This window comes from Nostoc sp. CmiVER01, from assembly GCF_034531135.2.
In the GTDB taxonomy this organism is placed as follows: domain Bacteria; phylum Cyanobacteriota; class Cyanobacteriia; order Cyanobacteriales; family Nostocaceae; genus Nostoc.
This window is the reverse complement of sequence record NZ_JAVRBU020000006.1, coordinates 112085-131491: the sequence shown is the minus strand read 5'-3', so window position 1 is coordinate 131491 and position 19407 is coordinate 112085. Positions and strand designations below refer to the sequence as shown.

Here is a 19407-nt window from a genome sequence, read left to right as displayed (position 1 = left end):
TATTAGGAGGTAGGAGGGATATAGTATTTATCTAGCTGTTTTGAGTAGCAAATCTCAACTTCGAGGATAAAAAGTGCAACTTCGAGGATAAAAGGTGCAACGTTGAGGTTAAAAGGCTCAACTTCGAGGATAAAAGGTGCAACGTTGAGGATAAAAGGTGCAACTTCGAGGATAAAAGGTGCAACGTTGAGGTTAAAAGGCTCAACGTTGAGGTTAAAAGGCTCAACGTCGAGGATAAAAGGTGCAACGTTGAGGTTCAAAGGCTCAAGTGGCGATGTCTAGGACGCGCTACGCCTACGCAGAACTCTTGTTCTCTGATATCGTGAATTAAATCGGCGGTTAGAAACCACGCCTACACAGGCAAAACCCACCTCCGTGGGTTTCAAACCTTCAATTTTTTCTTAGTCCGCGCAGGCGGACTTTGTTTGTGTAGCCGCGAATTCTATTCGCCCTGGCTCTAAATTGACTACTTCTTATTTTCCCTTGTCGGCTGCACCATCACAGGCACTAAAGTTTTAATTAAACCCGTAATGGCCACAATCACAGAGGCAATTCCCCCAATCGACAATGAAGTTAAAATTGCCGCCGCCAGAATAATTTCAGTAGGGCTGTATCCATCTCGCATCCAGGTAGATGGATTCTCTATCGATGTTGGCGAGGTAGGGATTAATTGCGAAGTTTGGGTGGTTTGACTAGCGTTGACTGGAGTTGCTAGGGCAGTTTTCATGGCTGAACCTCTTCTAAATGTTTCTATGCAAATCGTATTTCTGCCAGAAGAAGAGGAGATTCCTTAGAAATGGAGACAAAGTAGAAAGAAGGTAGAAATTAAGTAGAATCGAGAATAAATCTCACAAGCTGTCTATGCAATGGGCTGATTTTCTAGCCAACGAAGCTGCTACTAATAGCTTATCCCCAGAGCAAACGGCAGCTTTTGTGGAGCGTTTGAGGACTGAAAACTCAGGAAAGAATGAGGCAAAACTTGCCAGCGAGTTGAACATCGGCGCTGCTGCTTTCAAAAAGCGGATGACTGAGGTTTATGATAAATTCGCCCAGAGTTATCCTGAGTTAGCCAATTCTGAAAGCCGGGGTAAGTTAGAAAAGTTACGGGCTTACCTCACAACGAAATATAATGGCGGGCAAGATGCCCAACCCACAACTAAAGAAATTCATCAAAATATTCCCCCTGCTGTTCCATTTGAAAAATTTGTGGGGCGTGAGGCGGAACTACAAAACCTGCACCAACAATTACAGACATCTCGGCAAGTTGCGATTGTAGCTGTGGCGGGTATGGGTGGAGTCGGGAAAACTGAACTCGCTACCCAATACGCCAAACAGCATTTGCAGAAATATCAAGGTGGGGTTTGCTGGTTATCAGCACAGGGAATAGATGTCGAAATTCAGATTTTCAGATTTGTTGAATTAAAATTCAACAAAATTGCACCAGATGATTGGGAATTAGCGGATAGGCTGAGATACTGCTGGCAGAATTGGCAACAAGGTGAAGTGCTGTTGGTGTTTGATGATGTCACCGACTACAAAAAACAGGTTCAGCCTTATCTACCACCAGAATCACCCCGATTTAAAGTATTGCTGACAACCCGCCTGGGATTTGATAGAACTTTGCCGCAATTACCTTTGGGTGTTCTCAAACCATTGGCGGCGATGAAATTATTAAAATCGCTGGTTGACAGAGAACGACTTAAAAATGAAGCTTGGGTTGCGAGAAAAATTTGTAAATTCTTGGGATATTTGCCTTTGGCGTTAGAGTTGGTGGGGCGATATCTGGATACAATGCCAGATTTGTCTTTGGAAAAACTGCTGAAGCGGCTAGAGAAAAAGCGACTGGAACACGAAGCAATAGCCAAGGCTAACCCATTGATGCGTTATGAATATGGTGTGGCTGAAGCTATTGCATTGAGTTGGGAACAGTTAGATGAGAAAGCACAAGAATTCGGCTGTTGGCTGAGTTTATTTGCTTTGGCTGATATTCCATTATTTGTTGAGCGGATAGAAGATGATGATGAACAAGAACTCTACGAGAAAGCTATAGCTGATTTGTGGAAACTTCATTTAATACAATCGCAAAGTAAAGGAATTTATCGTCTACATCCACTGATTCGGCAATTTTTCCAAATGAAATTGGATGAGTCAAGTAATGCAGACGAGGTGAAAACTGCTTTTGCAGCGCAGATGGTAGAGGTGGCAAAGCAAATTCCTCAACAACCTAACCGTGAAGATATTTTCAACTTCACTCTCTTTATCTCCCACCTTGCAGAAGTTGCAACCCACCTATTCCAATATCTCAGCGACGAGGATTTAATTCGACCTTTCAAAGGCTTAGGCTGGTTTTATCAAGGTCAAGGACTTTATCAGCAAGCAGAACCTTGGTTGCAGCAGTGTGTAAAAATTGCTGAAAATCGCCTGGGTTTGGAACATCCCGATATTGCCACTAGCTTGAACAATCTCGCCGCAATTTATAAATCTACAGGACGCTACAGCGAAGCCGAACCCCTCTATCAGCAGGCTTTAGAACTGACAAAACGCCTGCTGGGAGACAACCATCCTATTGTCGCCACTAGCTTGAACAATCTGGCAGAACTCTACCGTTATACAGGACGCTACAGCGAAGCCGAACCCCTGTATCTGCAAGCTTTAAGACTGAGACAACGCCTGCTGGGAGACAAACATCCCGATGTCGCCAATAGCTTGAACAATTTAGCATTACTTTATAGTTCTACAAGACGCTACAGCGAAGCCGAACCTTTGTTTCAGCAAGCTTTAGAACTAAAAAAACACCTACTAGGAGACAACCATCCCGATATTGCCATTAACCTGAATAATCTAGCAGCACTGTATAAATCTACAGGACGCTACAGCGAAGCCGAACCTTTGTTTCAGCAAGCTTTGGCACTGAGAAAATGCTTATTGGGAGATAACCATCCCGATGTCGCCGCTAGCCTGAATAATCTAGCAACACTCTATCAGTCTATAGGACGCTACAGTGAAGCCGAACCCCTGCATCTGCAAACTTTAGAACTTTGGAAACGTCTGCTGGGAGACAACCATCCTGATGTTGCCACTAGCTTGAACAATCTAGCAGGACTCTACTGTTCTACAGGACGCTTCAGTGAAGGCAAAGCTTTATTTGAGCAAGCTTTAGCAATTTGTGAACGTACTTTAGGTGTAGGTCATCCCGATACAATGATGGTTCGAGGAAATTATGCAAAATTTTTAAGAGAAGCATATCGCTAACGATCGCACCCTTTCACAAAACCACACCAAAGTTGTAGTTCAAATTTTAGCAGCGATCACCCACCAATATCTAACTTCAAAAGGCGATCGCTCTCTCTTACTTAAATTCAATCAACTTAAGAAAACAACGTTTCATCCCAGAAATATTGAATACATCTAATCAAGGTAAAAGCAAATAGTAGAAGATACATCTATAGATGTACTTCCCCACTCTTGTACAGACACGATTAATCGCGTCTCTTTACCTCTCTTCCCTCCCCTCAAGTAATTTAATTGGTTCTCCAGTCGAACCATATAGCTCAACATATCTTTTAAATAGCAATGCAGCCTTGTGATTTGAAGTACTATTTAAATTCAATAAACGCCCTATATTTTTATCAGCTAAAGCTCTTAAATACGGCAAATCTTCAAATAGTGTCAAACAAGAAGCAAAATGCAATATTATTTGTAATAATGGCTTTGGCCACTCTAAATCACTATAAATATCTATAAAAAAGTGATGCTCTAAGTCATTTAACGGAAAAGCATGAAATATAACAATTATCCTTTTGTTATTGTAGACTGGAATACTCAGCTCAACAGTATAGGGAGTATGTAATATTAAATCCACCTCTACAATCGGTTGACGCCAAATTCTCAGAGCATTACTTGGCGAATCTAATATTGTTTGGAATTTGATTATTCCACCTGTGCTTGTGGGCTGAAAGTGGCTAATTTGAAAAATTTTCAGGTTACTAAGGCTAAAGCTATGAACTGTTTCTAAATGCCTTAAATTCAATAAATGATAAATTTGGCAAATATAAGGGAAGGGTAAAATATACTCCTGGCTAATCATGTGGAGCTTTTTTACTTGAAGCTTATTAGCTTGAGTACGGGCGAGATATTCTTGATATTCGTTAGGCTCTAAATCATTGCTGTTAAAGCTTTCATCAGGCTTGAGATATAGCCAACTCAGAAAAAAGAAAGAGGCTGTAAGTAATTGAAATATTTCTATAGGAGATAAATAACCATCAGTAAATGCAGCTATGCTTCTATCGGTTATGCCAAAAAGCCAAGATGGAATACCAACTAACCAGATATTACTTTTGATTTGATCTATAAAAAGTGCTATTTCAACATTTGATATATTTCTATCCTTATTTATACTTGAATTTTCATTATTATTTTTAAAGCAATTAGTAAACATAGTCTTTTAATTATTATTTAATACTAATGTACTATTTGTATTAAGTTTAAATACAAAATATAGTAACAACCTCTATCTTTAGCTGTATATCTAAGATAGATTTTTCATAACTGTTTAATATCAAGCTTTTGTTAGATGTAATACCAAATTTTATGTCTATCTAATCAAAATAAAATTATTTATAAGTCTTGCCAGTAAAGAATTTTATATTGACTTCTGTGATGCATAAATTAAAACTAACAAACTTGTTAAAATCTTTCTGCTAGCTGAGTACAAAACTTGAAATTATCTCATTTTTTTAAATTGGTATATCTAGCTAGCTAAAAAAGTTGATTTTTCCCGACAACAAAAGATGCCGTAGTCTCGGTGGTAATATAACGCCAGTTAACTCAAATAGGGAAACCCGCCCACACAACTGGCTGCCCTACCTGTCTTTTCACGCAATCAAATAGGAGTCTTATATAGAACTAATATTTATTTGGGGATTTTTGCCTAAGTCCTGATAATTTATCTTGTTTGATGCCAAGCTATCTGGGGAGAATATGTCAAAACTCCAGTGAGGTATAAGCAGCAATGGTTAATCAGACATACACAGCTGATGTTTTAGTTGTTGGTGGGGGAACTGGAGGCACTGCGGCTGCTATCCAAGCGGCGCGACGGGGAGCCGAAACCATTCTGGTAAGTGAATTTCTTTGGTTGGGAGGAATGCTAACTTCGGCTGGAGTATCCGCACCCGATGGCAACGAATTAGAAGCTTTTCAAACTGGGTTATGGGGTGCGTTTTTGCAGGAATTGCGGCAACGACAGCCGGGAGGATTAGATAACAGTTGGGTAAGCTTTTTTAGTTACGATCCTCGGATTGGAGCAAAGATTTTTGCAGATTGGGTGCAGGAATTGCCAAATCTGCACTGGATTTCTGGACAAGTGCCAATAGAAGTGTTTCGCCAGGGTGATTCTATTACTGGTGTGCGCTTTGCTGATTTTGCTGTCACAGCCAAGATTATTCTCGACGGCACAGAATTAGGAGATTTATTGGCTTTAGCTGAGATACCCTTTCGCTGGGGCTGGGAATTGCAATCTGAGTGGGGAGAACCTAGCGCCCCAGTAGCTTTTAATTCTTTAACTGAAAAATATCCAGTGCAAGCGCCTACTTATGTAGTGATTATGCAAGACTTTGGTGAACCGATGTCTACGACGGGCGTAGCTACGGCACCAGAAATTCCGCCTGCGCCTAACTATAATCCATTGCATTTTACAGGCGCTTGGGATGGCTATGGCGCAGAGACATTTTTGAATTATGGACGTTTGCCTGGTGGCCTGTTTATGATGAATTGGCCAATCTGTGGCAATGACTACGGCGAAGGATTAGAGCGATTGATAGAGTCAGATGTATCCAGAGATGAATTTATCCAAGAATCTCGCTGGCACAGCCAAAATTTTGCCCACTTTATTCAAAATCAGCTTGGTCGTCGCTATGGTTTAGCAGAAAAACTATTTCCTCACATTCCCACAGCTTTTGCACTGCATCCCTATTACCGGGAAAGCCGCCGCCTAGTGGGGTTAACTACTGTCCGAGAACAGGATATTTTGCCGATCGCTGGAGGTAGAGTTGCATCTATATATGAAGCGATCGCAATTGGTAATTACGCCAATGACCATCATTATCCTGGTGTTCAATTCCCACTGCAACCTAAATCTATCCGTTGGGGGGGACGCTGGACGGGAACTCCTTTTACAATTCCCTACAGTTCACTCATTCCAGCCACAATAGATGGTTTCTTGGTTTGTGAAAAAAATATTTCTGTCTCCCACATTGCCAATGGGGCTACCAGATTACAACCTGTGGTTATGGGCATTGGTCAAGCAGCAGGGATGGCAGCAGCTATGTGTGTTGAGTTAAACTGCCAGCCGAGGGATTTACCTGTTAGGGCGCTGCAAACGGCTTTATTGGAAGATAATCGCTCAAAAGCAGCAATTATTCCTTTATTTAATCTTCCACCCAATCATTCGGATTGGCTGCACTGGCAACTGTATTACTTAAATAACCCACAAGCCTATCCAGCTAGTGGTGATTGTCCTTGCCCATTGTCGAGTGAGTACCCTGACTCTACTTTTGGCAAGGGATTAATTTGGGAAAGTAACTGTTTCCAAGGCATTTTTTACCGCTTGGAGCAGCAGGAGTACAGATTCACTGTCACAGCACCAGCCGCATATCAAGGGCAAAATTGGCAGCTTGTGACTTTGCGATCGCATATCGATGAGCAATTACGCACTTATCCTCACGAACAATTAGTTACATTGTGGGGTCATCAAAACCACTCTGGTAATTGGTTACTAGTCGAGCATTTGAACGGAGGATAAGAAGAGTTTATTTTCAGTAAAACAGAATACTTTTTGATGAATTGTCCGGATATTAGTCAAAAAGCTAAGTATCAGTGAAGTGGAGAGTTCCAAAATAGACATCTGCTATGCGTGCTGCCATTTCTCTTTTAGTCTCGAGTCTGATGTTCGGCCCCTTAGCTTCTAACTGCCAAACAATGGTCAATCACTTATCCTATGGGCTGCCTTCCACGCCTACTTCGGAACAGTGGCGCTCGGCGGCATCTGAACAAGCTTCAGATGATGCGCCACGTCATCGCGGTAGTGGGCGTAGAGAAGTAACGTAAAAATCCGAAAATATCTATGTTGTGGTTTAAATACTGTAGGGTAATGCCTTTTTTTTCAACAGAAACAAAGTGTCAGAAAACACAGTGTTGTACTAACATCATTTATACAGCTTTTCTGACAGATATATATACAGTTGACACACGAAAATCTTCAGCGATCGCTTAGTATTTCAACTGCAAACTTTGTATATATAGTTAGCGTAAATCCTGACGAGCAAAACGCAAATTAAGTTAAGTGCCTCGATTAACAGCATCACCAACTTCTCAAAAGTTATACAACTGTTGCTTATATTCGGTGGGAAACTTTGCGTTTCAATCCTCAACTGTTCTAGAACATAGATGTTACTTAGACTATCAGTTAATCTAAAACACATCTAAATTCAGACATTTTACTTGTTGAGGAAACTAGTCTTAGGCAAATCCACTTTATTCCCAAATAAGTTTTCTCATATATTGAGTAGCTGGCTATCTACATCAGGAAATAATTGATCTTCTCCTTGGCGTGCTTTGCCCAAGCATAAAATCTTTTGCGCTGCATCTGAGCTTATCTAGAGTATAGATTCGCACAAGTAGTATAGGTTTATTGCACTTGGCAGCGAATCTTACTATTTTTAACTTTTGACTTTTTACTTCCCCAAAGGGGCTGACCTACACTTGCTTCAGGTTCCTTCTTCTCACAGATGGCTCTCGAAGAAATAAATATTAAGAAGGATCTGCTAATTCCTCTCAGTCCACTTAATTATTCTACACCCAAGGGCAGATGCAAAATTTTGCATTTGCCCTTTTTAGATAAAGTTTACTTAAAGAAAATGTTTGAGAAGGTTTTATGCTGGCTTATGAGCAATAAAATACTTACTCATAAAATGGACTTGCGTCTCAATATTCTCAAAGCCTACTCTCTGTAGACGTTCTAGCAAGTTATCAGTGGTGTAATGCCTGTAATAGGGTTCATGGAATGTTTCGTGGAAAGAATCCATTATATGTTCCAACTCAGGTGAATCACTCAACTGAATTGAGTCACAAATAATAAAGACTCCTCCTGGTTTTGTTACCCGGAAGCATTGCTCAATCACTGTCTGACGTGCAGTTGCTGGTAACTCATGGAAAAGAAAAACAGAAGTTACAGCATGAAAATAGTTATCTAGATAAGGTAACTCTTCGGCATTTGCTTGTAAAAGTTGTGGCAATTCTCCCGGAATTTGGGATAGTAGTTCATTTGCTTTACGCAAATAAGCTGGTGACAAATCCGTACCAAACAGGGATGCTTGCGGCAATGCTGCCCGAATCAACTTCAAAGTCCGCCCGGTTCCACAAGCTACATCCAAAATACGGGCTTGCCGTGGTGCAACTGGCTCAACTTTCAGCCCTTGCTTGAGAGGAGCGAGAATCCGCCGCCGCATTGGATCAGCTGCCCCACCAAAAAGAATTTCTACTTGTAAGTCATATAAATTAGCTGACAACTCACTCAAGTAGCCATTGCTTTGGTGATGGAAGTTTTGCACGTAGTAGCTGGGATAACCATCTGTGTCAATTTCGGGCGAAAAATCTTGGTAATTCTGTTGTTGAACCCGCTCCCACATTTGAGGGGAATCTAGCCATAGCAACGGATAGTAGCGGACAAAATCATCCCAAGGGTTGTCAAACAGCAAACTTTCTGGGTATATACCTTTTTGGGCATCTTGCCAGTCTGTTTCCAGCAACTGATTCAATCTCTGTTGAAGTTTGAGTAAAAGCTCATTCGGGATGGGTTTGGTCTTTTGTCCAAGTGTCGGATATACCAGGTTCATCAACCGTGAATTTAATATTTTGTGAGCCAGACCAAAGTAATTTTTGCCCTGCTGAAAGGTTTGATAAGTCAATTTAGTTAAACTCTCAGGCATAAAAATAGCTCAAGTTTTGATACGTTTATGTAAATAATTGTAACGAAAAATTACCTACTGTTGGAAAGGTAAAGGCTCCAAGGTGAGACAAATCTGAAGCTAGATGATTTTAGCTATCAAAGGTAGATTAGGAAAGATTTTTCGAACTTTCGGGAAAAATACCTAATATTGTCAGCAAAGGCAAACATAAACTTTTATAAAAAGTAGCTTATGTTACAGAATTTTTGCTATATTAGTTTACGAGGCAACCAAAAAATATATAACAAATAGAGAGGACTATGGTTATGTCTATCGCAGATAAATCTCGTGCGTTGATGGTGCGTGAACATCAGCAAGTTAAAAATCGCCAACAATCAATGCTGATGCGGGCTGCACAAGAACTTGGTCTTCCTGAAGAAGCATCCCACTACTGGAACCCGATTCAAGGGAAGGTAGACGCTAATACTCGGATGATTTATGGGCCAAGTCATGCTTCTATGAGCTAAGTTTCAGGAGTTTTAAGGTTGATTTGAGTGAAAGTCTCAACTGACAACTCTGGAAAAAAAGCCACCCTTTACTCTAGGGTGGCTAAACTTATATATTTAGATAGCTACGATACTTAATTAAGCATCGTAATAGAGGTAAAACTCGTAGGGATGAGGACGCAGCTGTAACTGCTTGACTTCGTTACCTAGCTTGTAGTCAATCCAATTTTCGATAAAGTCTTCCGTGAATACGCCTGATTCGGTCAAGAAGGCGTGATCTTTTTCTAGTGCTTGCAACGCCAGTTCTAAAGAACCTGGAGTTGAAGGAACTTTTGCTAGTTCTTCTGGAGAGAGTTCATAGATATTCTTATCTAAGGGTTCACCAGGATGGATTTTGTTCTTGATGCCATCAAGACCAGCACAAAGCATTGCAGCAAATGCTAAGTATGGGTTAGAAGTAGCATCTGGACAACGGAATTCTAAACGTTTGGCTTTAGGGTTAGTGCCAGATAAAGGAATACGGATAGAAGCAGAACGGTTCCCTTGGGAGTAGGCTAAGTTTACTGGTGCTTCATAACCAGGTACTAGGCGCTTGTATGAGTTGGTGCTAGGGTTGGTAATTGCCAACAGCGCTGGTGCGTGTTTGAGAAGACCACCAATGTAGTGCAATGCCATATCGCTCAAACCAGCATACTTATCACCTGCGAACAGAGGTTGTCCGTCTTTCCAAATGGATTGGTGACAGTGCATTCCCGAACCGTTGTCGCCAAAAATTGGTTTTGGCATGAAGGTGACGGTTTTGCCGTGTTTTTTGGCAACGTTCTTGATGACATATTTGTAAATCATCAACCAGTCAGCCGCTTCGATCAACTTGCCAAAGCGGAAACCTAGTTCGCACTGACCACCAGTAGCTACTTCGTGGTGATGCTTTTCAATAGGTACACCTAATTGTGCCATCGTCAACAGCATCTCTGTACGGATATCTTGAAAAGAATCCGTCGGTGAAACTGGGAAGTAACCTTCTTTGAAGCGTGGTTTGTAACCTAAGTTGGGTTTGTTCTCTGTACCAGCTTTACCGGAATTCCAAGCACCTTCTTCAGAGTCTAAGAAGTAGTAGCCTTCGTTGGCGGTTTGGGCAAACCTAGCATTGTCAAAGATAAAGAACTCAGCTTCAGGGCCAAAGAAAGCTGTGTCACCAACACCAGTGGAAACCAGGTAATCTATTGCTTTTTGGGCAATAACGCGTGGGCAACGATTGTACCATTCACCCGTGCGGGGTTCCTTAATACTACAAACTATACTTAGTGTTGGCACTTCCATGAATGGGTCGATCCAAGCAGTGTTGGGGTCGAGTACCATCGTCATATCCGATTCATTGATCGCTTTCCAACCCCGAATGCTGGAACCGTCAAAAGGTACGCCATCAGTGAATGCAGTCTCATCGATTTGGTTTTGATACAGTGTGAGGTGTTGCCAAGTCCCTACTGTATCGATGAATTTGAGATCAATCAGTTCAATTTTTTCATCTTGAATTTTTTTCAAGACTTCTTGGGGTGTTGTCATTGTTACTCCTTCTCTACCAATTTCCTAAAGTAAACCAGAATCTTACATTGCATCCTAACCCTGCTGATCTCAATCAGGCCGTGACACACCAGAAATATCTTAAATACTAGACATTAGCTGATTTTGTAGTTTGTGTTACAGATATCTAGATTATCAGGTTATATTAACCTTTCAGGGATCATCTGTACAAAACTGGAAAGTTCATCATATAGGGGTCAACTTTGGCATAGAATCCATAGATAGTGGATAAATTGTTTTTGTGCCGAATCTATTTTTAATAGCACAAAAATTTACTGGTGCATAAGTGCAGCCAAATAAATATCAAACCATAAATAGTAATGATTGGGAGAAGAAGGAATGCGCGATGCGGTAACAAGTTTAATTAAGAATTATGACTTAGCTGGTCGGTATTTTGACCGGAATGCGATCGATAGCCTAAAGTCTTACTTTGACAGTGGTACAGCACGAGTACAAGCGGCGGCGGCAATAAATACTAATGCGGCTGCACTTGTCAAGCAAGCTGGTTTAAAGTTATTTGAAGAACTGCCAGAATTGATTCGCCCTGGTGGAAATGCTTATACAACTCGTCGTTATGCAGCTTGTCTGCGGGATATGGACTACTATCTGCGCTATGCTACCTATGCGTTGGTTGCTGGAAACACCAATGTATTAGATGAGCGTGTGCTACAAGGGCTGCGGGAAACTTACAATTCTTTAGGAGTACCTATTGGACCTACAGTTCGTGGTATCCAAATTCTCAAGGATCTGATTAAGGAACAAGTGGCAGCAGCAGGTGTAGTTAATACTACTTTTGTGGATGAACCATTCGATCACATTACACGTGAGTTGAGCGAGATAGATATTTAGATTTTAGGTGGGCAAGGTGTCTACCCCGACATAAACATAAATAGCGATCGCACTTTGGTTCAATGGAGCGATCGCTTTTTTGTGAACTCTAGACGTTGAGAAGGGCTTTATTCAAGATTTTGCCCTTTGCGGGCAAAATCATAACTCTCTAAAATTAATGGCACTAATAAAAGCCCTAAGCTATGGAGAATAAGGGTTATAGCTTTTAATACCATTGATCATTAATTAGATACGTTAGGCGATCGCAGTTGGCTTTTGTTTCGGGTTCTAGGAAAAGGAGTATCAACAAGGAGTATTAAATTAGATGCGTCAGGCATCGCGGTTTGGTGGCTTGCAGATGCAGTGAAAAAATAGTTCAACTTTACTATCAAAGGTGCCCAATTGAATTAGATTTGAGGCATTTAAAAACTACTTTGGGTATGGATGTTTGACGATGTAAAACATCCATACCCAAGTCGGTGTGCCATAGGTCACGCCGTCGTCCCTAAATAGCGAAATATGCAGGTCATCAGCTTCATTTATCGCTTTAAATCTTCTGCCGTGAATTATTTATTTTCTGAACTCATTTTCCACCTTTTTCTATCTTTTTGAATATTTTAGTCATCGTCTTTGCGTCTATCGTTTCCATATCAACTAGCTTCAGCGATTTGACCATTTTCTGCGTCGTGGTTTTATAGTGTTGGAAATGCGGGGTTTTGAGATGTGACTCGTATTCTTCGCGGCTGGCGTAGATTTCTAGAATCCTAACCTCAGTCGGATTTTCTTTTTGATACATCGGGAAAATCGAAATAACACCCGGTTCCAATCTGACTGATGCTTCAGATTCTTCTTTCAGAATGGCTTTATATTCATTGAGATAATTGGAATCTATTTCAATTTCCGAGATACGCACCATTATCTCTTTTTGCTGGGTGGAAGCCGCGCTGCAACTGACAAGCATAATTATCAGAATTAAAGAAATAACTATTTTTTGAAAACAGACGATAACTTTATCCATGTTCTTTGGTTCACGACAATAAAGTTTAAAAATAACAGCAAGCTTTTAACAAAATAGATTACTTGTTGTGCGCTGCCGATCGCTGATGAAGCCTGCCGTGATTTTTCTTACATTCTCTCAGATATTAAAATACTTTCGGCAAACAGTTCGCCGAATGAGTGCTACTGCTTTTTTTGTCTGGCAGCAATAACTTTCGCCAAAGATTTTCTGGCTGTTTCAGCCTGCTGTCGGCTGATGTTTTTTTCGATCAAACCAAAAGCCTCTCTTAACCCGCTTTCCGTCAGCCCGGTATTCATTCCCATTGACAAATGAGATTCTAATTGCGATTCGATACCCGGCATTGCGGCGAGTGCTGAAATAGTGGCTAGTTCGCGCTGCTGATAGTTCAAAATATCGCTGTCGAAAATATCGGCGAACAAATGCTCTTTCAAAAAGCGGTCAATCGTCGGACTAAATTCACCGAAACCTTTGGCAGGCTTGGATTGGGGCTGTCCAGTGAGCGTTTCCAATGTCTTTCTGCCTCGCTCGTATTTGTCGCCGGTATCATTAATCGGCGTTGCCGTTTTTCCCTGTGTATCAGCAATGCCCTTATTTTTTCTTTCTTTCAACGCTGTCATAAATGTGTTGATACCGTTTAAGCTGCGCGGAAAACCGCAGTAGGCATACATTTGAACCAAAACTTCTTTGACTTCATTAACGGTCAGCCCGTCATCAAGTCCGCCATTTAAGGCTTTTCGCAGATTTTCCAAATCGCCGTTGGCGGTGAAGGCGGAGATCGTGACAATACTTTGTTGTCGTGCGTTTAAGGTTTGATCGTTGTTCATTGTTTGTGCCTCCGACACAAATAAAAGGCTAAATATCACAACAGACACCAGTGCTAAGAATACGATGAGCTTTTTCATTGGAACTGCCTCCTTAATGGCGCTGCGTTCTACCAGGCGTAGGCTTTGGGTGCCTCGCCGCCGGGACCGGGCCAAATCTCGTCGAGCCGCCGGAGCGTCTCGTCCGAGAGAGATATTTCCAAAGCCCGCAAGCTCTCGGTTAGTTGTTCCACAGTGCGGGGTCCGACGATCGGAGCCGTGACGGCAGGATTGTGCAACAGCCAGGCCAATGCGACATCAGCGGGTCGCTCACCGAGCTTTTCACAGAGCGCCTCGTAGTCCTCGATCTGCGATCGATGCCGATCGATCTGCTGCTGCATCTTCGGCTCAGCTCGGCGACCTTCGCTCACCTTCTGCAGGACACCTCCCAGTAGCCCTTTGCCGCGCGGACTCCACGGAACCAGACCAATGCCATAGTACTGAAGCGCTGGGATGACCTCTAGTTCAACGGTGCGGGCGGTGAGGTTATAAAGGCTTTGCTCCGACACTAACCCCAGGAAATTGCGCGACGCGGCAATATTCTGCGCGGTGGCGATGTCCCACCCGGCGAAGTTGCTGCTGCCGATGTAGATCACCTTGCCTTGCTGTACCAGGAGTTCCATTGCCTGCCAAATCTCCTCCCAGGGCGTGCGCCGATCAACGTGGTGCATCTGGTAAAGGTCGATGCGATCAGTCTGCAACCGACGCAGGCTGTCTTCGCAGGCCTTTCGGATGTGGTAGGCCGAAAGGTGGCGATCGTTCGGCCCGTTACCCATCGGCTGGTACACTTTAGTCACCAGGACGATCTGATCGCGCCGTCCGCCCTGAGACAGCCACCGCCCGATGATCTCCTCGGAGATGCCGTAGCCCTTCTCCATGTCCGGGGACTGGGGACCCCCGTACACATCTGCGGTGTCCATATAGTTGATGCCGACCTCCAGAGCCTCATCCATGATCTTGAAGCTGGTGGTCTCGTCCGTCAGCTCCCCGAAGTTCATAGTGCCCAGACCGAGCCTGCTAACCTGTAGTCCGGTGCGGCCGAGATGCTTGTAATGCATTCTGGTTCTCCTCTTCTCCTAATTTTGTTACTAACAGGCAAGTCTCGTATTTGGAGTGCCAAAGCGTGATGACGCAATCTAGCGGCTTCAGCTTTACTTATCAATCTGGTTTTCAGTGAATTCATCGGCTAGATGTACCTGCAACCTGATCTGCAAAACGGCGACATTTATTTGCCTGTCTACTTTTAGATAGGGATGGAAATTGTTTAAGCAATAAGGTTCGCCTAAGAGCTGATTCGTAAAGAAAATCTTAAGGATACCCAAATCGTTACCATATCTGAGTTTCAGCGAATAAGTGCTTGATTGGCTCAAATTCCTGAAACCCTTACAAGACAAGTACTTTACTTGAGTTTACAAATTAGCTGTAAAGGTCAATTTGGTTATCAATTGGCAAATCCCTTGCCTAATCAAATCTGAGTTGTCTGTTTAATAAAATTCTAGACCTGACGAGAAGCCGAAATCGTTTTTCATTGCTTTAACTTCATTATAGGAATCCTGAAAGGCAAGCAATAAAACAATTGTCTAAGATTATTGTACAATCCTACAAACTTACACCCATTTTGATTCAAGCCAATTTTGCGCGAAGATATTGTCTTGGGTTTCCATCCTGCTGAACTACGGCAATACACGGATTTTGCTGTATCTTAATTATCTGAACATTGTGTATTTGCAAAGAATAATACATTTAAATAGCGATCGCTCAATAGATTAAATGTATTAGCTTATGTTCTTTGAACTAAAACCACCATAAGCCACAATAGAAGTTGCCTATGTTTGAGGCGCTGATTATGGAAGAATTATTAACCCTAAAAGACTTGCTTATTAAGGGCGATGTTCAAGGAGCATTAATTATAGTTGAAGAATTAACGGAGATGAGCCGAAATGACATTATTAAGACGATTCGTAGCTATGCAGTGATTCTATTATTGCATTTGATTAAACAACAAGCTGAAAACTGCACGACTCGCTCTTGGGAAGTCTCTATTCGGAATTCAGTTCGGGAAACTCAACGGGAAAATAAGGGGCGCAAAGCTGGAGGCTATTATCTCACGCCAGAAGAATTATTAGAAACCTTAGCAGAAGCCTATTTAAATGCCATTGATGAAGCAACGCTAGAAGTAGAGGAAGGTCGTTATGAGTCAGAAGAGTTAGAAGAGCTGGTTAACCAAGAAGAAATTATCAATCGTGCTTTGGCTTTAATCTTATCAGGAGAGTCTAGTTAATTGGCTAAACAGCGACTCGATACATTATTAGTAGAGTTAAATTTATGTTCTTCTCGCGCCCTAGCGCAACGACTAATTCAGGCCGGGGAAGTTACTGTTAATCAGCAGTTAGTCGATAAACCTGGTACAGAAGTTGATATTGCTGCTCGAATAAATATTAAAGAGCGATCGCCTTTTGTTTCTAGAGGCGGTGAAAAACTCTCCAAAGCTTTGTCAGTATTTGCCATTCCCGTAGCAGACCGCATTTGTTTAGATGGTGGGATTTCTACTGGTGGTTTTACTGATTGTCTTTTACAAGCTGGAGCAAAACAAGTTTACGGCATTGATGTTGGTTACGGACAAGTTGACTGGCGGTTGCGAAACGATTCGCGGCTGATTTTACGGGAACGCACCAATTTACGGCAACTATGCCCAGATGAGTTATATAGTGAAAGCGACCCGATTCCTGATTTGGCGGTGGTCGATGTATCGTTTATTTCTTTAACAAAAATTCTGCCTGCTTTGTGGCAACTAACTCAAGCTAACCGAGAAGCTGTATTGTTAGTCAAGCCACAGTTTGAAGTCGGCAGATCCCGTGTGGGTAAAAAAGGTGTTGTGCGCGATCCAAACGACCAAGCTGATGCCATTTTTCAGGTGTTGCAAACAGCCCACGAATTAGGATGGAAATACAAAGGCTTAACTTGGTCGCCGATCACTGGCCCTGCTGGGAATATTGAATATCTTTTGTGGTTGGGAATGGAAAGTGAAACGCCACCACCTGATTTAGAAGCAATTAAGCAAATAACGCAATCAGCAACAACTGATTTACGGAAGAATTAAACGTCGTAGATTAGACATTCTACGGATTCAGGATGGCGATCGCAGTAATTTTCCAAAGAGGTTTTCTTTGATTTTGCTTGCTGTTGATCGGATTTTTCAGCTTGTAATTCTTCCACAATGTCCCAGGCTACTGCACAACCAGCAGAATCACTGCCATCTAGCTCACAAGTTGTGCGGGCTTCAGTAATGGCTTGAATAATCGCTTCTTCAAGATTTGTTGCCTCAGCATTAAATGAGTTTAGGGTAGTTGTCATGTTACTTTTACCTTTAATTTACAGAGATAGATATTAACTGTGAGCTTTCAATGACCCAAAAAGCTCACACTCCGGGTGACGCTCCTGCGGACGCTCGTTCCGACGTTCGTTCCTCACTAACGCTGCGCTATCGCTACCGCTTCGCTAACGCCAGTCTCTCTTTGTTGGAGTAGTAAGACCAGCCTGGCTCATATTTCCAGTTTAGATAGGCTTCCCACAATAGGTAGTGGTAAACACCGCCATCTTTTTAGCAAATTTGAGTGGGAATTACCCTCTTGTCATCTTTGATTCAAAAAGCTAGGGGAATTCTGCTAATTGAAGTCACTGTTAGAGATAGTCATGTTCTCAGTCTTGCATCCCAAATTCGGAATGTCAGTCAATTGTCAGAAGAGTTTGATAGAAGTTGATAAACACTTATAAACGGCAACAAAAGGGAAACAATTTTTATCTATTCTCAATACTTTATGCCTAATTCTTGTCGCAAGCGATACAGAATTGTATTTTGGTCAACTTGAGAGAGAATTTCTTGAATGACGCTGCTAGCGCCCAACTGCCCCCAGGTGCAGCCTTTTTCGAGATACACCTGAGCAGCTTTACCAACGGAGTATGCACCATAACCAGCGATACTAGCTTGAGCGATCGCACTGCCAGCAAAGGCAGTAATATTGCTGGGATTGTCACCACTGGTTATTGCAGCAGTAGTTTTACCCAAACCCAAAAGGAAGCTGCTACCTAATTCTCCCAGTAGCAAGCCACCGGAACTAAATAAAATCGTTTTTAAAATTTTCCCGGCTTCGTAGCTAGTCATTGGCAAACCATACAATCTAGCTAGGGCGCGAATTAAAGCCAAATCCGCAATAGTTCCGCCAAGGATATCCAAAAAGGCGATGGGATTGAGCATTACTGCCAAAGCTTTGTATTTGGTAAATTGCCAAATGATATCTTCAGCTTCTTGTTCGCGTAAGTCGATGGTTTTTTGAGCGATCGCAGTTTCTGCATCCCGTGCTTGGATAAGTGCATTTAAAGCTAAAAGCGATCGCCCTTCCCGATTGAGGATATTTAGAATTGTTTCTTTGAGTTCGTCTACTTCCGGTAGTGGTGTCTCCCATTCATAACTGATACGCCCATCAGGCCATTCAACCCGTACTTCCATTGGCGCTGGTTCCGCCGCCACCATGACAATTTCATCTGGTAGTAAAGGTTTCGCCTGGGGATGTCCGGCACCCAGTTGTTGCAAATTTTGGTAAATTGTTCCCTGGTCTGTATCTGGGTAAAGGTCTATTTTGTTAAATACTAAAATCAGAGGTTTTTGCGCTTTACGCAATTCCAGCAGTGCTTGATACTCAGTACGTGTGATATCACCAGACACGACAAACAAAACCAAATCAGCCTGATGCACGACTTCTCGCGCCATATCTGCCCGTGACTCACCTTCAATTTCATCTAATCCGGGGGTATCAATTAACTCTACTAATACCTTACCACTGGGCTGCCAACGGACGGAACGGGGCCATTGAGTGACACCGTTCAGGGGCCCAGTTTGCAGAATCTTCTCTCCCAGTAAGGCATTTAAAACTGCCGATTTACCACGACTCACCAAACCAAAAGCAGCAATTCTAATGACGTTAGAATCCAACTTGTTGAGTGTGGAGTTCAAAGCTTCTAATTCTGGTTTCAACAAACCTGCCAATTCTGGGTTGGATGAAAGCTGTCCTGACTTACGAAGATATCCATACCAAGCCAGCGCTTGTCTGAGACTGGCGCGGGCACGATTTAAGTGAGTTTCTTGCAGATTTCGCACGAAGTTAGGTTGATTCAAGGTTAGACAAACAACAGGCTACATATCCATTTTGATCTAATTCCAAGACTGTTAGCCTGTTTTGTCTTTCTTAAGCAATTATTTTGATGATTTGCATACCTTTTAATGCAATGCCGATTTAGAACATAGGATCGTGTTCATTATCCCAACACTTGCGATCGCGCCAGCTTCTCCCAGTCTGTTCACATTCAGATGCATTATCTATCCAAGGAATCGATGTAGAGTAGTGCGAGGTTCCAATGGAAGCGGATAAGCTAGCAGTGAATAAAGGTAATAATAAGGATAAAGTTATCAATGTACAAATCGGTAGAACTATTAAATATCCACTGAGCAGTACAATGTTAGTAGGTGTCCAAAAATTTATGCATATTTTATTATTTCTTTTGCAATTTTTTAAACTGGTTTTTGAATCCGAAAAAAGCATGATGCAGCCCTATTAATGTCAAGTTATATAGCAATTCCATTTGATTTTTCACAGCAAAGCTGACTGAGAACTAGC

At 42.1% G+C, this 19407-nt stretch carries 20 protein-coding genes; 10 read left to right on the top strand and 10 right to left on the bottom strand.

All coding sequences use genetic code 11. The annotated features are described in order from the left end of the window. Nucleotides 1-2: 2 nt before the first annotated feature. Nucleotides 3-260: a hypothetical protein gene (locus RMZ43_RS11330; protein WP_322656194.1), complete on the bottom strand. Its 258-nt coding sequence runs from the start codon at nucleotides 258-260 to the stop codon at nucleotides 3-5. A gap of 206 nt (nucleotides 261-466) precedes the next feature. Next, nucleotides 467-727 carry a hypothetical protein gene (locus RMZ43_RS11325; protein WP_322656193.1) on the bottom strand — a complete coding sequence of 87 codons (261 nt, stop codon included), beginning with the start codon at nucleotides 725-727 and terminating at the stop codon, nucleotides 467-469. A 134-nt stretch (nucleotides 728-861) separates the two neighbouring features. Between RMZ43_RS11325 and RMZ43_RS11320 the strand changes: the two genes are divergently transcribed. Further along, nucleotides 862-3252: a tetratricopeptide repeat protein gene (locus tag RMZ43_RS11320; protein ID WP_322656192.1), complete on the top strand. Its 2391-nt coding sequence runs from the start codon at nucleotides 862-864 to the stop codon at nucleotides 3250-3252. Between the two features lie 241 nt (nucleotides 3253-3493). On the opposite strand, the gene RMZ43_RS11315 is transcribed toward RMZ43_RS11320, so the two are convergent. Continuing rightward, nucleotides 3494-4438: a hypothetical protein gene (locus RMZ43_RS11315; protein ID WP_322656191.1), complete on the bottom strand. Its 945-nt coding sequence runs from the start codon at nucleotides 4436-4438 to the stop codon at nucleotides 3494-3496. Nucleotides 4439-5011: 573 nt separating this feature from the next. Between RMZ43_RS11315 and RMZ43_RS11310 the strand changes: the two genes are divergently transcribed. Together RMZ43_RS11310 and patX are read left to right on the top strand one after the other, a co-directional pair. After that, nucleotides 5012-6799: an FAD-dependent oxidoreductase gene (locus RMZ43_RS11310; protein WP_322656190.1), complete on the top strand. Its 1788-nt coding sequence runs from the start codon at nucleotides 5012-5014 to the stop codon at nucleotides 6797-6799. A 143-nt stretch (nucleotides 6800-6942) separates the two neighbouring features. After that, nucleotides 6943-7104 carry a heterocyst-inhibiting protein PatX gene (gene patX, locus RMZ43_RS11305; RefSeq protein WP_428850720.1) on the top strand — a complete coding sequence of 54 codons (162 nt, stop codon included), beginning with the start codon at nucleotides 6943-6945 and terminating at the stop codon, nucleotides 7102-7104. Nucleotides 7105-7928: 824 nt separating this feature from the next. On the opposite strand, the gene RMZ43_RS11300 is transcribed toward patX, so the two are convergent. Next, nucleotides 7929-8984, bottom strand: coding sequence for a class I SAM-dependent methyltransferase (locus tag RMZ43_RS11300; protein WP_322646546.1), 1056 nt, complete (start codon nucleotides 8982-8984; stop codon nucleotides 7929-7931). 284 nt (nucleotides 8985-9268) lie between these two features. Between RMZ43_RS11300 and RMZ43_RS11295 the strand changes: the two genes are divergently transcribed. Beyond that, nucleotides 9269-9469: a hypothetical protein gene (locus RMZ43_RS11295; protein WP_100899525.1), complete on the top strand. Its 201-nt coding sequence runs from the start codon at nucleotides 9269-9271 to the stop codon at nucleotides 9467-9469. A gap of 117 nt (nucleotides 9470-9586) precedes the next feature. Here the strand turns inward: RMZ43_RS11295 and glnA are convergent, their stop codons facing one another. Further along, a complete protein-coding gene (glnA, locus tag RMZ43_RS11290; protein WP_322646545.1) occupies nucleotides 9587-11011 on the bottom strand; it encodes a type I glutamate--ammonia ligase in 1425 nt (474 codons plus the stop codon). A 357-nt stretch (nucleotides 11012-11368) separates the two neighbouring features. Here glnA and apcB point away from each other — a divergent pair, with 357 nt between their 5' ends. Next, nucleotides 11369-11878, top strand: coding sequence for an allophycocyanin subunit beta (apcB, locus tag RMZ43_RS11285; protein ID WP_322646544.1), 510 nt, complete (start codon nucleotides 11369-11371; stop codon nucleotides 11876-11878). Nucleotides 11879-12440: 562 nt separating this feature from the next. On the opposite strand, the gene RMZ43_RS11280 is transcribed toward apcB, so the two are convergent. The 3 genes from RMZ43_RS11280 to RMZ43_RS11270 all read right to left on the bottom strand — a co-directional run bounded on the left by RMZ43_RS11280 (nucleotide 12441) and on the right by RMZ43_RS11270 (nucleotide 14793). Then, nucleotides 12441-12875, bottom strand: a complete 435-nt coding sequence (locus tag RMZ43_RS11280) for a putative quinol monooxygenase (protein WP_322646543.1) — start codon at nucleotides 12873-12875, stop codon at nucleotides 12441-12443. Between the two features lie 161 nt (nucleotides 12876-13036). After that, nucleotides 13037-13777 (bottom strand): carboxymuconolactone decarboxylase family protein, encoded by a 741-nt coding sequence (locus tag RMZ43_RS11275; RefSeq protein WP_322656189.1) that lies wholly within the window; start codon nucleotides 13775-13777, stop codon nucleotides 13037-13039. Nucleotides 13778-13806: 29 nt separating this feature from the next. Then, nucleotides 13807-14793, bottom strand: coding sequence for an aldo/keto reductase (locus RMZ43_RS11270; RefSeq protein WP_322656188.1), 987 nt, complete (start codon nucleotides 14791-14793; stop codon nucleotides 13807-13809). 576 nt (nucleotides 14794-15369) lie between these two features. On the opposite strand from RMZ43_RS11270, the gene RMZ43_RS11265 reads away from it, so the two are divergent. The 3 genes from RMZ43_RS11265 to RMZ43_RS11255 all read left to right on the top strand — a co-directional run bounded on the left by RMZ43_RS11265 (nucleotide 15370) and on the right by RMZ43_RS11255 (nucleotide 16835). After that, nucleotides 15370-15441, top strand: coding sequence for an element excision factor XisI family protein (locus RMZ43_RS11265; RefSeq protein WP_416212041.1), 72 nt, complete (start codon nucleotides 15370-15372; stop codon nucleotides 15439-15441). Between the two features lie 140 nt (nucleotides 15442-15581). Continuing rightward, nucleotides 15582-16016 carry a DUF29 family protein gene (locus RMZ43_RS11260; RefSeq protein ID WP_322656242.1) on the top strand — a complete coding sequence of 145 codons (435 nt, stop codon included), beginning with the start codon at nucleotides 15582-15584 and terminating at the stop codon, nucleotides 16014-16016. Then, the gene (locus RMZ43_RS11255; RefSeq protein ID WP_322656187.1) at nucleotides 16017-16835 is read left to right on the top strand and encodes a TlyA family RNA methyltransferase; all 819 of its coding nucleotides are present in this window, start codon (nucleotides 16017-16019) and stop codon (nucleotides 16833-16835) included. It abuts the gene before it with no gap. On the opposite strand, the gene RMZ43_RS11250 is transcribed toward RMZ43_RS11255, so the two are convergent. Next, nucleotides 16832-17089 (bottom strand): Calvin cycle protein CP12, encoded by a 258-nt coding sequence (locus RMZ43_RS11250; RefSeq protein WP_322646538.1) that lies wholly within the window; start codon nucleotides 17087-17089, stop codon nucleotides 16832-16834. The genes RMZ43_RS11255 and RMZ43_RS11250 overlap by 4 nt on opposite strands. Nucleotides 17090-17364: 275 nt before the next feature. Here RMZ43_RS11250 and RMZ43_RS11245 point away from each other — a divergent pair, with 275 nt between their 5' ends. After that, a complete protein-coding gene (locus RMZ43_RS11245; protein ID WP_322656186.1) occupies nucleotides 17365-17496 on the top strand; it encodes a hypothetical protein in 132 nt (43 codons plus the stop codon). Between the two features lie 47 nt (nucleotides 17497-17543). On the opposite strand, the gene RMZ43_RS11240 is transcribed toward RMZ43_RS11245, so the two are convergent. Beyond that, nucleotides 17544-18890 (bottom strand): GTP-binding protein, encoded by a 1347-nt coding sequence (locus tag RMZ43_RS11240; protein ID WP_322646536.1) that lies wholly within the window; start codon nucleotides 18888-18890, stop codon nucleotides 17544-17546. Nucleotides 18891-19147: 257 nt separating this feature from the next. Here RMZ43_RS11240 and RMZ43_RS11235 point away from each other — a divergent pair, with 257 nt between their 5' ends. Then, the gene (locus RMZ43_RS11235; protein WP_322646535.1) at nucleotides 19148-19348 is read left to right on the top strand and encodes a hypothetical protein; all 201 of its coding nucleotides are present in this window, start codon (nucleotides 19148-19150) and stop codon (nucleotides 19346-19348) included. The last annotated feature ends 59 nt before the right edge of the window (nucleotides 19349-19407 follow it).

Bases quoted from the DNA above. Each gene is read 5' to 3' on its own strand.
- RMZ43_RS11275 (WP_322656189.1), bottom strand. From the start codon at position 13,777: ATGAAAAAGCTCATCGTATTCTTAGCACTGGTGTCTGTTGTGATATTT.
- RMZ43_RS11235 (WP_322646535.1), top strand. From the start codon at position 19,148: ATGGAAGCGGATAAGCTAGCAGTGAATAAAGGTAATAATAAGGATAAA.
- RMZ43_RS11315 (WP_322656191.1), bottom strand. From the start codon at position 4,438: ATGTTTACTAATTGCTTTAAAAATAATAATGAAAATTCAAGTATAAAT.
- RMZ43_RS11325 (WP_322656193.1), bottom strand. From the start codon at position 727: ATGAAAACTGCCCTAGCAACTCCAGTCAACGCTAGTCAAACCACCCAA.
- glnA (WP_322646545.1), bottom strand. From the start codon at position 11,011: ATGACAACACCCCAAGAAGTCTTGAAAAAAATTCAAGATGAAAAAATT.
- RMZ43_RS11295 (WP_100899525.1), top strand. From the start codon at position 9,269: ATGTCTATCGCAGATAAATCTCGTGCGTTGATGGTGCGTGAACATCAG.
- RMZ43_RS11270 (WP_322656188.1), bottom strand. From the start codon at position 14,793: ATGCATTACAAGCATCTCGGCCGCACCGGACTACAGGTTAGCAGGCTC.
- RMZ43_RS11300 (WP_322646546.1), bottom strand. From the start codon at position 8,984: ATGCCTGAGAGTTTAACTAAATTGACTTATCAAACCTTTCAGCAGGGC.
- RMZ43_RS11310 (WP_322656190.1), top strand. From the start codon at position 5,012: ATGGTTAATCAGACATACACAGCTGATGTTTTAGTTGTTGGTGGGGGA.
- RMZ43_RS11260 (WP_322656242.1), top strand. From the start codon at position 15,582: ATGGAAGAATTATTAACCCTAAAAGACTTGCTTATTAAGGGCGATGTT.
- apcB (WP_322646544.1), top strand. From the start codon at position 11,369: ATGCGCGATGCGGTAACAAGTTTAATTAAGAATTATGACTTAGCTGGT.
- RMZ43_RS11320 (WP_322656192.1), top strand. From the start codon at position 862: ATGCAATGGGCTGATTTTCTAGCCAACGAAGCTGCTACTAATAGCTTA.
- RMZ43_RS11250 (WP_322646538.1), bottom strand. From the start codon at position 17,089: ATGACAACTACCCTAAACTCATTTAATGCTGAGGCAACAAATCTTGAA.
- RMZ43_RS11280 (WP_322646543.1), bottom strand. From the start codon at position 12,875: ATGGATAAAGTTATCGTCTGTTTTCAAAAAATAGTTATTTCTTTAATT.
- patX (WP_428850720.1), top strand. From the start codon at position 6,943: ATGTTCGGCCCCTTAGCTTCTAACTGCCAAACAATGGTCAATCACTTA.